Source organism: Nocardia sp. NPDC004582 (assembly GCF_053602115.1).
The window spans coordinates 17647-32894 of the sequence record NZ_JBSGCY010000076.1; the positions used below are offsets into that span (position 1 = coordinate 17647).

Consider the following 15248-nt stretch of genomic DNA (forward strand, 5'->3'; position numbering starts at 1 on the left):
GCGGGTGTGATATGCGCAACCGCTAACGTCGGAGCAATGAGCGAGGCCGTGAGACCTGTTGAAAACCACACCGATCCCTTGCCGCTGACCGGCGAGCGGACGGTGCCCGGCATCGCCGAGGAGAACTACTGGTTCCGGCGCCACGAGATCGCCTACGTGCGCATGCTCGACCGCTGCGCGGGCAAGGTCGTGCTCGAGGCGGGCAGCGGAGAAGGCTACGGGGCCAACATGATCGCCGGGGTCGCGGCGCGGGTCACCGGCCTGGACTACGACGACAGCGCGGTCGCGCACGTGCGCGCCAAGTACCCGCGCGTGGAAATGGTGCAGGGCAACCTGGCGGCGCTGCCGCTCGACGACGCCTCGGTCGACATCGTGGTGAACTTCCAGGTCATCGAACACCTGTGGGACCAGGCGCAATTCCTGCGCGAATGCCTGCGGGTGCTGCGGCCCGGCGGCAAGCTGCTGATCTCCACCCCGAACCGGATCACCTTCTCCCCCGGACGCGACACGCCGCTCAACCCCTTCCACACGCGTGAGCTCAATGCCGCCGAGATGACCGAACTGCTCATCGAGGCCGGTTTCACCGTCGAACTGATGGCGGGCATCTTCCACGGGCCCGAACTCGTGGCGCTGGACGAGAAGTGGGGCGGGTCGATCATCGACGCGCAGATCGAGCGGGCGCTGGCGGGCGAGCCGTGGCCCGCCGACCTGGCCGCGGATGTCGCCGCGGTGTCCATCGACGATTTCGAGCTGCTCGCCGACTCCGAGCGCGACATCGACGCCAGCCTCGACCTGCTGGCCGTCGCGGTGAAGCCGTGACGGACGCGAATTCCCCGGTGCCGGGCCAGTTCACGCTGGTCCTGCACTCGCACCTGCCGTGGCTGGCGCATCACGGGCGCTGGCCGGTCGGCGAGGAATGGCTCTACCAGTCCTGGGCCGCGTCCTACCTGCCCGTCGCGAAGGTGCTCAGAACCCTTGCCGCCGAAGGGCGTTCGCATCTGATCAGCCTCGGCATCACGCCGGTGCTGGCCGCGCAGCTGGACGACCCGCACTGCCTCGAGGGCATGCACCACTGGCTGGGCAACTGGCGGCTGCGCGCCGACGAGGCCTCCATGGCGGGCAATGTCGCGCTCGGCCGGCACGAACACCGGCTCGCCGCAGCCGCTCTCGACGATTTCGAGACCCGCTGGATGCACGGCGCGTCGCCGGTGTGGCGCGAGCTCATCGACGCCGAGGCCATCGAACTGCTGGGCGGGCCGCTGTCGCATCCGTTCCAGCCACTGCTGGATCCGCGGCTGCGCGAGTTCGAACTCGTCGAGGGCCTGGCCGACGCGCGGGCCCGCTGGGGGCACACGCCGTCGGGCATCTGGGCTCCCGAGTGCGGGTTCACGCCGGGCATGGAGCGGACCTACGACAAGGTCGGCATCTCGCATTTCATGGTCGACGGTCCCGCGTTGCGCGGCGACACCACGCTCGGGCGACCGGTGTGGGATTCGGATGTGGTGGCCTTCGGGCGCGATCTGGCGGTCAGCTATCGCGTCTGGTCGCCGAAATCCGGGTATCCGGGGCAGCCCTACTACCGTGATTTCCATCACTATGACCACGCCACCGGATTGAAGCCCGCGCGCGTCACCGGCAAGACGGTCTCGGGCCCCGACAAGGCGCCTTACGATCCCGAACTCGCCTCGGCGGCCATCGGCAAGGACGTCGCGGACTTCGTGGCGACCGTGCGCGAGCGGCTGATCTCGGAGTCCGAACGCATCGGCCGGCCCGCCCTCGTGGTGGCCGCCTTCGACACCGAATTGTTCGGCCACTGGTGGCACGAGGGTCCGCAGTGGCTCGAGCAGGTGCTGCGCGCGCTGCCCGAGGCCGGGATCACCGTGGGCACCCTCGCGGACGCGCGAGCCCGCGGCTACGTGGGCGAACGCGTCGAGTTGGCCGATTCCTCCTGGGGTTCGGGCAAGGACTGGCGGGTGTGGGCCGGGGATCAGGTGGCCGATCTGGTCCGGCTGAACGCCGAGGTGGTGCGGCTCGCGCTCGACACCCTCGACAAGATGCGGGTCGACGCCGGGTTGCTCGAGAACACCCGATTCGGGTTGCGCGACACGGTTGCCGACCAGCTGCTGCGGGAGGCGATCCTGGCCGTCTCCAGCGACTGGGCGTTCATGGTGTCGAAGGATTCGGCGGCCGGGTACGCGCGTGATCGAGCCCATGAACACTCGCACGCCGTGCGCGAGATCGCGGCCGCGGTGACGGCCGGGCAACTCGCCAAAGCGGGTCAGTTGGCGGCAGGATGGTACGCGGCCGACGGACTCTTCCCCGCGCTCGATGCGCGCAGGCTCGGCCCCGCTTCAGAAGGACCCGCATGAAGATCTTGATGGTGTCGTGGGAGTACCCACCCGTCGTAGTCGGTGGGCTGGGCCGCCACGTCCATCACCTGGCCGTCGAGCTGGCCGCCGCCGGGCACGAAGTCGTCGTGCTGGCGCGCCGGCCGATGGGCACCGACGCCACCACCCACCCGACGCACTCCTTCATCGAGGAGGGCGTGCTGGTGGTGGCCGTCGCCGAGGATCCGCCGGTGTTCGACTTCGGCGAGGACATGCTGGCCTGGACCCTGGCCATGGGGCACGCCATGGTGCGGGCCGGGATCGCGCTCGACAAGCCGGGCATCGGCGAGGGCTGGACGCCCGATGTGGTGCACGCCCACGACTGGCTGGTCGCGCATCCGGCGATCACGCTGGCCGAGTACTACGACGTGCCGCTGGTGTCGACCATCCATGCCACCGAGGCGGGCCGCCACAGCGGCTGGGTCTCGGGTCGGGTGAACCGGCAGGTGCACTCGGTGGAGTGGTGGCTGGCCCACGAGTCCGACGCGCTCATCACCTGTTCGGAGTCCATGAAGGACGAGGTGCATCGGCTCTACGGCGCCGAGAAGGTGCCGATGACGGTGATCCGCAATGGAATCGACGTGGGCGCGTGGACCTTCCGCGAGCGCGCCCCCCGCTCCGGTCCGCCGCGGCTGCTGTACGTGGGCCGGCTCGAATACGAGAAGGGCATCCAGGACGCCATCGCCGCGCTGCCGCGCATCCGCAAGGCGCACCCGGGCACCACGCTCACCGTGGCCGGTATCGGCACCCAGTTCGACTGGCTGCGCGAACGCGCCCGCGCCCACCGCGTCGCGCGCGCGGTGAGTTTCGTCGGCAAGCTCGACCACACCGATCTGCTGGGCTGGCTGCACAGCGCCGACGCCATCGTGCTGCCCAGCCGCTACGAGCCCTTCGGCATCGTGGCCCTGGAGGCCGCGGCCGCCGGTACGCCGCTGATCACCTCCACCGCGGGCGGGCTCGGCGACCTGGTCACCGACGGCGTCACCGGCGCGTCGTTCGAACCGGCGGACGTGAACGGCGTTGCGGAAGCGGTCATCTCGGTGCTCGACGACGCGGCCGCCGCGCAGGAGCGCGCCTGGGCCGCCAGGGAACGCCTGACCGCCGACTTCGCCTGGGATGTGGTGGCGCAGGAGACCGCGCTGGTCTATCAGGGCGCCAAGCGCCGCGTGCGCAACCCCGTCGGGCGTCCGGTCATCTCGGAACGTCCACTGCCCGAACGGGATCCGAACCAGCCGTACTGAGCGACCGGTCGCTCGAATTCTCCCGCGGAGATCTCTGCGCCTCGAATTGGAACGAGTTCTAATTCGAGGCCGCTTCCGCTGCGCGCCAAGCCGTTTCGGCCGCGCGTCAGTTGAACGAGCAGCCCGGGTTCGGGGCGTCCTCCGACAGCGGACTCCCCGCGGGCAGCACGTAGAGCACGTCGAGAATCTGTGCCTCGTCACCCAGGTTCCGCTCCAGATGCACATTGCCGGCCCCGGCCCGCTCCACGAACGCGGTTCCGGGCCCGCCGACCTGATCGATCGCGCAATCCGCACCGTAGTGACTCAGCTGCCCCTGCCGCAGCACCGCGTACAAGGTCCCGTCGTGGTAGTGCCACCCGGTGGAACCGCCCGGGGCGATGGTGATCTCACGCAGGATGTAGTCGGTGCCGCCGATGGTGGTGCGCGAGAGGATCACCCCCGTGACACCGTCGGGAGGCGTCGCCGCGGCGGTGCCCGCGAGCGCGGCCACCGCCGCGACCGACGCCAGACCGCTCAGTACCGCTCGAAAACCGAGAGTCACCGGGCCACGGTATCGCGCCCGGACCCGCCCCGCACCCGATACGCGGTTCAATTCTCCTGGACGATCGGGCGGATACCCAGGTCGCGAGCGGTGTCGACGAAGGCGCGGACCGCCGCGTTCTCGGCGGCGGTCAGCCACACCAGCGCCCATTCGGTGAGGGGCGCGTCGACGATCGGGACGTAGGCGATGTTCGGCGGGGTGTAGGTCCAGGCGACGTGCGCGTTCATCGGGGAGACCACGGCGCCGGACAGGATCAGGGGCAGGATCTCGAAGAAGGACGCCGCTTCCGGACCTCGGACGATCGGGATGCCACTGGGAGTGGCGGCGGGCAGCATGCCTTCGGCCCAGTACTGCGGGACGTTGCCCAGGCTCGGAAAGACGCAGTCGGCGAGGTCTTCCATCGTGAGCGACGCGCGGGCGGCGAGCTCGGAGCCGGTGGCGGCCGCCAGCACCCGCCCCTCGGTCATCACCACCGGCCCGACCGTGAGGTCCGGTTCCCGGACGGGCAGCCAGATCAGGCCGAGATCGACCTCCTTGGCGCGCAAGGCGGTGAACGGTTCGCTGTGCGGGAAGTCGACCAATTCGACTGTGCAGTCGGAGTATCGGACATTGAAGGCCTCGATCACCGGACGCAGGTACAGACCCAGAATGCTCATCACCGCCACGCGCAGGGTGCCCTGGACGCCGCGGCTCGCGGCGCGGGCCCGGGTGAGCCCGGTGTCGATCAGGCTCTGCGCGTGTTTCAGGTCCTCGTAGAGCCGGCGGCCGATCGGGGTGAGACTGACCGAGCGTGACGTGCGCTCGAACAGTGCGGCCTGAACCTGCCGCTCCTGCTTCTTGATCGCCTGGCTGACCCGGGCGGGAGTGATCCGCAGCTTCTCGGCGGTCCGGCCGAAATGCAGCTCCTCGGCCAGGGTCACGAAGATTTCGATGTCCCGCAATTCCACGACGATCTCCGCTCGGTTGCTCCGCTCACCAGCACTCGGTGAACGGAACCACTGTAGCTCATAACAGAGCATGCGCTCTGTTATGAGCGGACGCCCCGACGCGGCCCGTTCGTAAACCTCTGGGTTAACCGGCCTTTCGATCTCTGTCGTTGTTCCCACCTGCGAAAACTCCGAGGCTTGGAACTGTCGCCGAACCCGGCGACCGACCCGGCGAAAGGAGTGAGGGCATGAAGATCCTCGGTGCGGCGATCACCCTGACCGTCTCCGACCCCACGGCATCGAGCGAGTTCTTCTGCACGCATCTGGGATTCCACACCACCGTGGCGAACGAGACCTTCACCTACCTCGAACGCGACGACCTGGACGTGGAAATCGTGCTGCGACACCGCGATCCGGACAAGCCACCGAAGCCCGCCGGCCCGGGGCCGATCGGCGTGCAGCTGTCCTTCGACGTCGGAGACCTCGCCGCCGAACAGGACCGGCTGCTCGATGAGCAGGCGCCGATCACCACGCAGCTGCGCCGCGAGGCCGGCGGCCTGCTCCGGCTGCGGCTCACCGACCCGAACCAGATCGACGTCCAGCTGACCGAGTGGACACCCCCCGCGGGCTACTGACCGCACGATTCGCACGAGAAGAGAATTCGATGGATACGACACGGATTCCGGCGGCGACGCCGGACCCCACCCCGCACCGCCATCCCCGGCGCTGGTGGATTCTGGTGGCCCTCTGCCTGGCCACGATCATCCTGGTCATCGACAATATGGCGCTGTCGGTGGCGGTGCCCGCGCTGGCGCGGGATCTGCACGCCGGCGCCCAGGACACGCAGTGGATCCTGGACTCCTACATGCTGGTGTTCGCCGGGCTGCTGCTCACCTCCGGCAGTCTGTCGGATCGATTCGGGCGCAAGCGGATCCTGACCATCGGCCTGGCACTGTTCGGCGCGGCCTCGGTGGTGGCCACCCTCGCGGCGAGCCCCGGTGAGCTGATCGCCGCCCGCGTGGCCATGGGTGTGGGCGGCGCGCTCATCATGCCCGCCGGATTGTCGATCGTGATCACGCTGTTCGACGCCGAGGAGCGGCACCGGGCCCTGTCCGCCCTGGGCGGGGTGAGCATGCTCGGCCTGATCGGCAGCCCGGTACTCGGCGGCCTGCTCATCGACCGGTTCTGGTGGGGCGCGGTCTTTCTCATCAATATCCCGATCGTGATCGTGGCCCTGGCCGCGGTGGTGACGCTGGTGCCCGAATCCCGCGGCCCGTGGCGGCGACCCGATCCGCTGGGCGCCGCGCTGTCCGCGGTCGGCATGGTCGCACTGGTCTGGACGATCACCGAATTGCCCACGGACGGACTACGTTCCGCGGGCACCGTGCTCGCACTGCTGGTGACGGTCGGCAGCCTGGCCGCGTTCCTGGTGTGGGAGTCGCGTGTCGAACACCCGATGGTGCCGTTGCGACTGTTCCGGGACCGCGACTTCGCCGGCGGCAGTGTGGCGCTCACCCTGGTGCAGATCGGCAATGGCGGACTGCTGCTGGTGCTGACGCAGTATCTCCAGTTCGGGCTGGGGTATTCGCCACTGAAGGCCGGAACCGCGTTCCTGCCCATGGCGATCGCGGCGCTGGTGGGCAGCGCGGCGGGTGCGGGGCTCGGGCCCAAGGCCGGCAATCGGATGCTGACGGTGGTCGGCATGCTGATCATGGCGGCCGGGTCGCTGCTGCTCGCGACACTGACCGCGGACAGCGGCTTCGGGACGGTCTCGACCGCGCTGATCGTCTTCGGACTGGGCGGCGGGCTGGCCATGCCCGCGGCCATCGCGACCATCACCGGCGCGGTGCCGCCGGAGCAGGCCGGGGTGGGGTCGGCACTGAACGACACCATCCAGCAGGCGGGCGCGGCCCTCGGCGTCGCGGTGCTCGGCAGCCTGGTCACCACCGTCTTCGCGCACAAGCTGCCCGATTCCGCGCCCACCGCGGCCAGGCAATCCCTCGGCGACGCGCTCGGCCTGGCACTGCACACCGGGGACCGCGAATTGGCCCACACCGCCCGGGTGGCCTTCGCGGACGCGATGTCGGTCGGTTTCGGGGTGAGTGCGCTGGGCGTGCTCGCCGCGGCGGTGCTGGCGCTGGTCGTGCTGCGCGCCCGGGTGCCCGGGTGCCCGCGAGCGTGTCAGAGCCGCATCAGGTCGATATCAGCCCAGCCCACCAGCATCTTGCCCAGCAGACCTCAGCAGCAGACCACTGATCCGAAAGGAATCCTCCCGATGTTCGCAGCACTGGGGCGCATCGCCGTCCATCACCCGTGGAAGGTGATAGCCCTCTGGGTCCTCGCCGCCATCGCGGTGGTCGGGCTCGCGCCGACGCTCACCGCCACCACCGACCAATCCTCGTTCCTGCCTTCGCATTACGAGTCCATTCAGGCGATGGACCTGCAACAGCGGGCGTTTCCCGACGACGTGACGCCCGCCGCGCTGATCGTGGTGGAACGTTCCGACGGCGCCGCGCTCAGCGCGGACGACTCGGCGCGCGTCACCGCCCTCGCTACCGACCTGAACAGCCGCACCATCAAGGGCGTCACCGGAATCCAGGCGACTCCTCCGGCGGAGAACCGCTCGATCCAGGTCATCGCCGTGCAGATGACCAAGACCACCGACCCGAGCGACAAGACCCAGACCGACGCGGTGCGGTCGCTGCGCGATGCCTTGCGCGGGCAGGTGTCCGGCACCGATCTGAAGGCCGGCATCACCGGCACCGCGGCGCAGACCTTCGATCAGACCGAATCCGGGAACAAGGGCATGGCCATCATCGGCATCGCCACCGTCGTGCTGATCCTGGTCCTGATGCTGGTCATCTTCCGCAGCCCGGTGATCGCGTTGCTCCCGGTGATCACCATCGGCGCGATCTCGAGCACCGTCGGCGGCTTGATCGCCATCGTCGCCCACGCCTTCGACCTGAAGGTGGACAGCTCGGTCAACTCGCTGCTGACGGTCGTATTGTTCGGCGTCGGAACCGATTACATCCTGTTCCTGATGTTCCGCTACCGGGAGCGGCTGCGCGCCGGTGAGGATCCCCGGACCGCCATGATCAGCGCGGTCACCCGGGTCGGCGAGGCCATCACCTCCGCCGCCGGTGCGGTCATCATCGCCTTCCTGGCGCTCACGCTGTCCTCGCTCGGCATGTTCCGGGCCCTCGGCCCGGCGCTGGCCATCGCCGTCGCGGTCGCCATGCTGGCGGGGCTCACCCTGGTTCCGGCCATCGTCTCCAAGCTCGGTACCAAGGTGTTCTGGCCGTCGAAGGCGTGGCAGCGGGAGCCCAAGGGCACGGTGTTCGCGGCGCTCGGGCGCGGGCTGGGCCGGCGGCCCGGTGTCTTCGCCGCCGCCGCGGGCGCGATCCTGGTGGCCCTGGGCCTGGCCGCCTTCGGCTTCCATCCGACCTTCGACATGAGCTCCGCGTCCACCTCCGACACGACCGAATCCACCGTCTACAGCAAGGAATTGCTCAAGGGCATGCCGGCGGGCGCGACCCAGCCGTCGCTGGTCTACCTGCATTCCGACAACGACCTTCGCGGCGCCCGGCTCGACACCTTCCGGGCCGCGCTGGCCGCCATCCCCGGCGTCGGGCAGGTGGGCGCACCGCGGGTCTCGGCCACCGGATCCGATGCCGAATTCCAGGTCACCCTGGCCGCCGAGCCGACCTCCGACGCCGCACTCGCCACCGTCCGCGGCCCCCTGCGCGACGGCGCGCATGCCGCGGCTCCGGCCGGGAGCACCGCCTATGTCGGTGGAATGTCCTCGGTGCTGGTCGATTTCAAGGCCGCGATGAACCACGACTACCGGGTCGTGTTCCCGGTGGCGGCCGTCCTCATCGCCTTGGTGCTGGCGCTGCTGCTGCGCAGTGTCGTCGCACCCTGGTATCTGATGGGCGCGGTCGGCCTCGGCTTCGCCGCCACCCTGGGTGCGGCGGTGCTGGTATTCCAGCGGGCACAGGGCAATTCGGGGCTGATCTTCTCACTGCCGATCATCATGTACATGTTCGTCATCGCCCTGGGCACCGACTACAACATCCTCATGGTGGCCCGGCTGCGTGAGGAGGCCGCGGAGGGCAACGATCCGCGCACGGCGGCGACGCTGAGCGTGCGGCACACCGGTCCCACCATCGCGGCCGCGGGCGTCATCCTGGCCGGGACCTTCGCCTCGATGATGCTGGCCGGCAATTCGATGCTGGCGCAGATGGGCTTCGCCATCTCCTTCGGCATCGCGCTGTCCGCGTTCGTGATGGCCATGGTCTTCACCCCCGCGGTGACCGCGCTCCTCGGCCGCAGGGCCTGGTGGCCCGGCCGGATCGGCGGTCGCCAGGACCGCCCGATCGAGCGGGACGGCCGATCCGATCCGTGGCAGGCGCAGCACAGCTACACCCACTGATCCCCGCCAGAGGATGCCTGACCGTTCGCGGTCAGGCATCCATCTTCTTCAGGGCCTTCTGGACGGTCAGGTAGGTGCGGGTGGTCATGTCCTTGCCCCACGCCTTCTCGATGGTCTGCATGAAGCCGGTGGTGCTGGGGTCGGTGTTGTCGATGACGGTGAGCAGGGCGGCCGCGGGCTTGTCGTAGCGGACGACGCGGACCGGGGAATCCTCGGGGAAATCGGGGATCGACTTCGGGTGCTCACGCACGAAGGTGACGGTCAGATAGGTCTCGCGGCCGTGGGTGAGGCCCGCGAAAGGATCGGAGTCGACCAGCTCCCGCAACTGTTCCCGGGTGCGGATCAAGGTCCCGCCGGGGATGCCCAGTTCAGCGGTGAGTGCCTGCTGGATGGTCGATTCCAGGGCGGCCACATCGGTGTCGTCGGTCCGGAAGACCACATTGCCGCTCGCCAGCAGGGTGCTGACCTTGGCGAAACCCAGCCCCTCGAAGACGCCGCGCAGCTTCTCGCCGCGCATATTGGGGTTGGTGGGCATGATCCCGCGCAGGAAGGCGGCGTAGCGGTGCATGGTCGTGAACCTACCCGCGCGGGGTGACAGTCAGGAGGCGGCGACGCCGCTCTTCTTGCGTTCGATGTCGGCGAGCGCCTCGAGGTGGGCGGCGCGGGCCTCGGCGGCGGCGTCCCAGGTTTCCTTGCGGTTCTTCACGGCCCGGGCGGGCGCGCCGACGCAGATGGAGTAGTCCGGGTAGTCGCCCTTGACCACGGCGTGCGCGCCCAGCACGCAGCCGCGGCCGACCCGGGTCGAGCGCAGCACGGTGACCTTGGCGGCGATCCAGGTGTCGGGGCCGATGCGGACCGGCGACTTCACGATGCCCTGATCCTTGATGGGCAGGTTGATGTCGTCGGTGACATGGTCGAAATCGCAGATGTAGCACCAGTCGGCGACCAGGGTGGACTCGCCGATCTCGATATCGAGGTAGGTGTTGACGACATTGTCCTTGCCGAACACCACCTTGTCGCCGATGCGCAGCGAACCCTCATGGCAGCGAATGGCGTTGCCGTCGCCGATGTGCACCCAGCGGCCGATCTCGAGCCGGGACAGCTCGGGGGTGGCGTGCACCTCCACGTTCTTGCCCAGGAAGACCATGCCGCGCAGCACGATGTGCGGGTTGGCCATCTTGAACTTGAACAGCCGGTAGTAGCGCACCAGATACCAGGGCGTGTAGGCGCGATTGGCGAGGACCCACTTCAGAGACGCGGGCGTGAGGAAACGGGCCTGCTCCGGATCACGGCGGCGCGAACCCCGCCAACGCGAGCGCAACGGTGCGCCCCACATGCTCGTCACGAACTACTCCCTGTGTTCACCGGTCGTTTCAACGAGGGTATCCGTCCCCTTCCCGGGGCACGAAAGTAGGCTGTGCTCCGGCTGTGGCGACGGCGGGGCCGCGGCTGTGGCAACCCGGCGACAATCCTCAGACTTCCGTACTGGCAGAAGGGACACCAGCAGGTGCGAAACGGCAGGCGGCGGACCGGACGTGATCGACGCTCGAGCACCGGGTCCAAGGTGCTGGCCCTGGCGGGCGCCGGGCTGTTCGCGCTGACGGGGTGCTCGTACGGCAGCACCAAGGTCGACGATATCGGCGTCGGGCCCGGCAAGGGCTGGCCGATGGCGTTCGGGGACGCCCGCAACAGCGGGTCCAGCCCGGTCACCGGGTCGCGGAATCTGGCGCTGAATTGGTCTCGGCCCGTGGGCGGTCCGATCGCGCAGCCGGTGACCATCGGCGGCGACGGGCAGCTGTACGTCACCACCCGCACCACCGGCTGCACCATTCTCTCGTTCCAGATGCCGACGGGCCGCAAGCGCTTCTGTAATCCGATGGGCCCCAGCGCCGTCGACGGCGGCGCGGCGGTGGACGGCGGCGGCAACGTGTACATCGGCGACGACGGCGCGGTGAACTCGTTCAACAATCTCGGGCAGCCGCGCTGGCGCACCCCGGCCGCGGGAACGCCGGTCTCGGTGCAGTTCACCGGGGACGGAAAGGTCCTGTCGGTCACCCAGTCCGGGCAGGTGGACGTGCTGATCCGGCAGACCGGCGAACGCCAGGTCCCCACCTTCCAGCTGCTCGGCGAACCCGACTTCCTGGCCAACCCGGCGTTGAACCGGCCGCCGGACGGGCAGGGCCTCGACGACTGCGCCACCGGCGGCCCGCAGTGCCCGATCGCGAATGTGTCGGCGGTGGACCAGAAGTCGGGCCGCTTCTACGCGACCGTATGGAAGCCCGGCGACAGCCAGGCGGCGTTGGTGGCGCTCACCTACGACGGCAAGGAAGTCCGCGTCGACTGGAACGCGAAGCTGCTCGAGCAGGGCAGCGCCACCAGTCCCGCGCTGTCGGCCGACGGCGCGACGGTCTACGTCGGCGACAACGCCAACCGCCTGATCGCCGTCGACGCCGCCACCGGCAGCACGAAATGGACTCGGGACCTGGGCTTCCCGGCGCGCGGCGGCATCTCCGTCGCGGACGGCCTGCTGGTGCCCGCGGGCGACGAGGGCCATCTGATGGCGCTGCGCGATCAGGGCGACAAGGCCGAGATCGCTTGGGAGCGCAAGGATCTCGAACTGCGCGGCCGCCCGGTCCAGACCGCGGGCGGCACCGGCTACACAGTGGCCCCGATCGGCGACAAGCTGACCCTGGTCACCTTCGACACCCACAGCGGCGCGACGGTGCAGTCCAACGATCTGCCGGGCGCGGAGGGCACCACCGTGGCGACCACGGTGGGCGGCAAGGGTGAGGTCGTGGTGGCCACCCGGATCGGCGAACTGTTCGTGTTCAAGCCGGAGAAGAAGTAGTCCTTTCCGGGCGCAGCGCCAGCGCGTAGGCGTCGACATCGGCGGCGACGCGCCGCAGCAGGTCCAGCAGCGTGCCGTGGTCCTCGGCGCTGAGACCTTCGGTGGCGGCCGCGCGCTGGGCTCGGATGCGAACCCACAGGTTCGCGTGCGCGCGCACCCCCTCGGGGGTCAACGCGTAGACCCCGGCGCCGTCCTGGGCGACCCAGCCCCGATCCGCCAGCGCGCCGACATACGGTGCGGCCGTGGGGTCGTGGGCGTCGAGATACGGGGACAGCGCGACATCCAGGCCGGCCGTGTCTAGCGGGCCGTCCGCGAGGGTGTGCAGGATCTGCCAGTGGCGGCGGAGCAGGCCCTCGGCGGCCAGGAACGCGGCGAAATTGTCCTCGAGGGTCTTGTCGATGTGCTTGAGCCAGTAGCCCAGGAACTTCGGGGCGTCGGACATGATCGTCTCCCAATACTTGTCACATTACATGTATATGTAGTTTAACAAGCGACAGTAGGATGACAAGGGTGAAGGACAGCGACCCCGCGATCGTCGCCATCGAGCGCGCCATGGTGGCCATTCGCCGCAGCCAGAGCCGGCGCGCACTGAACAAGCTCGCGGCCCGCGCCGGGGGCCCGGCGGTGGATCCCACCCTGTTCGGCGTACTGGACGCCGTCGAGGCCCGCGAGGGCGAGGTGACGGTGACCGATATCGCCACCGCCCTGGGCGTGGACCAGCCCCGAGCCAGCCGGCTGGTGGCGCGGGCGGTCGCCGAGGACCTACTGGAACGACGCGCCGATCAGGCCGACGCCCGGCGAATCCACCTGCATCTCACCGCCTCCGCGCGCACCACCCTCGACCGCGCCCACGCGAATCGGCGATCCGCGCTCGACGCCGCGACCGCCGGCTGGCCGGAGCGCGACCGCACCGAATTCGCCCGCCTGCTCACCAGATTCGTCGCCGACTTCGAGACGGCCACCGCCGACCGGCCCGACGACGCCCGGTAGCGATCAGTCCGGCCGCACCGATTCGAGGACGGTGGCGGCCCGCTCGAGCAGCTCGATGAGCGCGGCACGCTCGGCCGCGGTGAACTCCGCCGCGAGCGCCCGCTCGACCGGGACCGCACGCTTGTCCGCGGCCCGCATGACCTTGCGCCCCTCGTCGGTGAGCCGGGTCTCCAGCACATTGCGATGCCACTCGTGCGGCGTGCGCTCGATGAGGCCGCGCTCGCGCAGGTTGGTCAGCACGGTGTTCATGGTGGGCGGGGTGACCCCGCAGCGGCGGGCCAGTTCGGCGGCGGAGATGCCCGGGTTCTCACTGAGGACATAGAGGGCCGCGTACTGCGGGATGGTCACGCCCGCGGGCTTGAGGGCGGCGTTCTTCGCACCCATGAGCGCCTGCTCGGCGCGCTTGATATAGGTCCCCAGGCGCTCTTCGACCGGCATCGACGTCACCCCGGCATGATAGCTCACCCCCTTGTTCGAACCTTGACGAGCATTAGAACTCTAATCTATCTTCGCTCTCATATTCCGATGCCATCCCTACCGTCTCGAAAGGCGTGCGCGTGTCCCACAGCGTGATTCCCGAGAAGTACACCGACCTGCTCACCCGGCCCCTGTTCGCACACCTGGCGACGCTGAACCCCGACGGCACCCCGCAGGTCACCCCGATCTGGCAGATCTGGGACGGGGAGTTCCTGCGCTTCACCACCACGACGACCCGGGCCAAGCACCGCAATACCGCTCGCGATCCGCATGTGGCGGTCAGCGTCAACGATCCCGAGGCGCCCTACCGCTACCTGGAGATCCGCGGCGTCATCGAACGCGTCGACACGGACTCCGACGGTGAGTTCTTCGATGTCCTCGCGCGGCGCTACGGGCTCCCCTACGAGAAGCCGGTGGGCGACCATCCCGACCGCGTCGTGCTGGTGATGCGGCCCACGCACGCCACCTATCAGGGCTGAGGCCCGCTAGGGGGTGGCGCAGAGGAAAACCGTCGCGGTGCGGCCGATTCTGGTGACGACGAGGGTGTGCGGCACCGAGCCGCGGGGCTTGATGCGGGCGCGCAGGGCGTCGGGGTCGATATCGACTCCGCGGGTGAGGATTTCGAGGGGGCCGCAGTCGCGGCGGTGGAGTTCGGCGCGCAGCGGCTTCTCGCGGAATTCCATGCGATCCAGGACGCGGAAGCCGCGGACGCCGTCGGGAACCTGGTCGCCGGTCAGGTAGGCGATGCGCGGATCCAGTTGCCACAGGTCGTGTTTCGCGGCGTAGTGGCGGACCAGGCCCGCGCGGACGACGGCGCCGTCGGGGTCGACGATCCACTCCCCCGGCTCCCGTTCGGGGATGTCGTCGGGGGCGGTGTCGGTGAGGGTCCAGGGGGCGGCCGTGGCGGACAGGACCGTCGCGCGGCGGGTGACGCCCACTTCGGCGAGACCCGGCGACCACAGGCAGGCCTCACGGACCGCGCCGTCGAGGGAGACGACCTCGACCTCGCCCGGCCAGCCCAGGGTGTCGAAATCCAGTCCGGGAGCGCACTTCACGGCCAGGTCGCGACCGGCGTAGGCGGCGAGCAGGTCGGGCAGCGGCGGCTGGAGTTTCGCCGGATCGTGGGTGCGGCGGCCGTCGGCGCGGCGGGCGGGATCGGCGATCACCACCTCGGCGGCGCTGCACGGGACCAGCGCGTCGGCCTTGGCCAGCAGCACATTTCGCGCACCGGCGTTGTGGGCGGCCATCGCCAGGCGGATGTCGTCGAGGTCGCTGCCGATGACGGCGGGACAGACCGCGGCGAGCGCCGCGAGTTCCGCGCCGATCGAGCAGGTGACGTCGTGGACGGTGCGCCCCGCGAGCCGCTCGGCGCGGTCTGTCCCGCAGTCTTCGGCAGAGACCTCGAC

General features: G+C 69.5%; 15 protein-coding genes. 8 read left to right on the plus strand and 7 right to left on the minus strand.

Annotated elements, in window-relative coordinates; translation table 11 throughout:
• The first annotated feature begins 36 nt into the window (after window positions 1-36).
• Genes ACWELJ_RS20930 through ACWELJ_RS20940 form a run of 3 tightly spaced genes read left to right on the plus strand, consistent with a single transcriptional unit; the run spans window position 37 to window position 3628 of the window.
• Window positions 37-819, plus strand: coding sequence for a class I SAM-dependent methyltransferase (locus ACWELJ_RS20930; protein ID WP_452367804.1), 783 nt, complete (start codon window positions 37-39; stop codon window positions 817-819).
• Window positions 816-2369: a 1,4-alpha-glucan branching protein domain-containing protein gene (locus tag ACWELJ_RS20935; RefSeq protein WP_452367805.1), complete on the plus strand. Its 1554-nt coding sequence runs from the start codon at window positions 816-818 to the stop codon at window positions 2367-2369. The genes ACWELJ_RS20930 and ACWELJ_RS20935 overlap by 4 nt, the downstream gene beginning before the upstream one ends.
• A complete protein-coding gene (locus ACWELJ_RS20940) occupies window positions 2366-3628 on the plus strand; it encodes a glycosyltransferase family 4 protein (RefSeq protein WP_452367806.1) in 1263 nt (420 codons plus the stop codon). The genes ACWELJ_RS20935 and ACWELJ_RS20940 overlap by 4 nt, the downstream gene beginning before the upstream one ends.
• A 106-nt stretch (window positions 3629-3734) precedes the next feature.
• On the opposite strand, the gene ACWELJ_RS20945 is transcribed toward ACWELJ_RS20940, so the two are convergent.
• Together ACWELJ_RS20945 and ACWELJ_RS20950 are read right to left on the minus strand one after the other, a co-directional pair.
• A complete protein-coding gene (locus ACWELJ_RS20945; protein WP_452367807.1) occupies window positions 3735-4169 on the minus strand; it encodes a cupin in 435 nt (144 codons plus the stop codon).
• A 47-nt stretch (window positions 4170-4216) separates the two neighbouring features.
• Complete coding sequence (locus tag ACWELJ_RS20950) at window positions 4217-5116, minus strand: LysR family transcriptional regulator (protein WP_452367808.1); 900 nt, start codon at window positions 5114-5116, stop codon at window positions 4217-4219.
• A gap of 227 nt (window positions 5117-5343) precedes the next feature.
• Here ACWELJ_RS20950 and ACWELJ_RS20955 point away from each other — a divergent pair, with 227 nt between their 5' ends.
• Both ACWELJ_RS20955 and ACWELJ_RS20960 read left to right on the plus strand, forming a co-directional pair.
• Window positions 5344-5730 (plus strand): VOC family protein, encoded by a 387-nt coding sequence (locus ACWELJ_RS20955; RefSeq protein WP_452367809.1) that lies wholly within the window; start codon window positions 5344-5346, stop codon window positions 5728-5730.
• Window positions 5731-5759: 29 nt separating this feature from the next.
• The gene (locus ACWELJ_RS20960; RefSeq protein ID WP_452367810.1) at window positions 5760-9527 is read left to right on the plus strand and encodes an MFS transporter; all 3768 of its coding nucleotides are present in this window, start codon (window positions 5760-5762) and stop codon (window positions 9525-9527) included.
• 31 nt (window positions 9528-9558) lie between these two features.
• On the opposite strand, the gene ACWELJ_RS20965 is transcribed toward ACWELJ_RS20960, so the two are convergent.
• Together ACWELJ_RS20965 and ACWELJ_RS20970 are read right to left on the minus strand one after the other, a co-directional pair.
• A complete protein-coding gene (locus ACWELJ_RS20965; RefSeq protein WP_452367811.1) occupies window positions 9559-10095 on the minus strand; it encodes a DUF1697 domain-containing protein in 537 nt (178 codons plus the stop codon).
• Between the two features lie 30 nt (window positions 10096-10125).
• Entirely contained in the window at window positions 10126-10872 is a 747-nt protein-coding gene (locus ACWELJ_RS20970; protein ID WP_379276969.1) for an acyltransferase, read from the minus strand.
• Between the two features lie 162 nt (window positions 10873-11034).
• Here ACWELJ_RS20970 and ACWELJ_RS20975 point away from each other — a divergent pair, with 162 nt between their 5' ends.
• The gene (locus tag ACWELJ_RS20975) at window positions 11035-12375 is read left to right on the plus strand and encodes an outer membrane protein assembly factor BamB family protein (RefSeq protein ID WP_452367812.1); all 1341 of its coding nucleotides are present in this window, start codon (window positions 11035-11037) and stop codon (window positions 12373-12375) included.
• Here ACWELJ_RS20975 and ACWELJ_RS20980 read toward each other — a convergent pair.
• Window positions 12356-12817, minus strand: coding sequence for a MarR family winged helix-turn-helix transcriptional regulator (locus ACWELJ_RS20980; RefSeq protein ID WP_452367813.1), 462 nt, complete (start codon window positions 12815-12817; stop codon window positions 12356-12358). The two genes, ACWELJ_RS20975 and ACWELJ_RS20980, sit on opposite strands and share 20 nt — an antisense overlap.
• 68 nt (window positions 12818-12885) lie before the next feature.
• On the opposite strand from ACWELJ_RS20980, the gene ACWELJ_RS20985 reads away from it, so the two are divergent.
• Entirely contained in the window at window positions 12886-13365 is a 480-nt protein-coding gene (locus ACWELJ_RS20985) for a MarR family winged helix-turn-helix transcriptional regulator (RefSeq protein ID WP_452367814.1), read from the plus strand.
• A gap of 3 nt (window positions 13366-13368) precedes the next feature.
• Here ACWELJ_RS20985 and ACWELJ_RS20990 read toward each other — a convergent pair whose 3' ends face one another.
• Window positions 13369-13803: a MarR family winged helix-turn-helix transcriptional regulator gene (locus ACWELJ_RS20990; RefSeq protein WP_452367817.1), complete on the minus strand. Its 435-nt coding sequence runs from the start codon at window positions 13801-13803 to the stop codon at window positions 13369-13371.
• A gap of 119 nt (window positions 13804-13922) precedes the next feature.
• Here ACWELJ_RS20990 and ACWELJ_RS20995 point away from each other — a divergent pair, with 119 nt between their 5' ends.
• The gene (locus tag ACWELJ_RS20995) at window positions 13923-14321 is read left to right on the plus strand and encodes a PPOX class F420-dependent oxidoreductase (RefSeq protein WP_452367815.1); all 399 of its coding nucleotides are present in this window, start codon (window positions 13923-13925) and stop codon (window positions 14319-14321) included.
• A 6-nt stretch (window positions 14322-14327) separates the two neighbouring features.
• Here ACWELJ_RS20995 and ACWELJ_RS21000 read toward each other — a convergent pair.
• Window positions 14328-15248, minus strand: a 921-nt coding sequence (locus ACWELJ_RS21000; RefSeq protein ID WP_452367816.1) for a THUMP-like domain-containing protein, incomplete at its 5' end; no start/stop codon positions are given.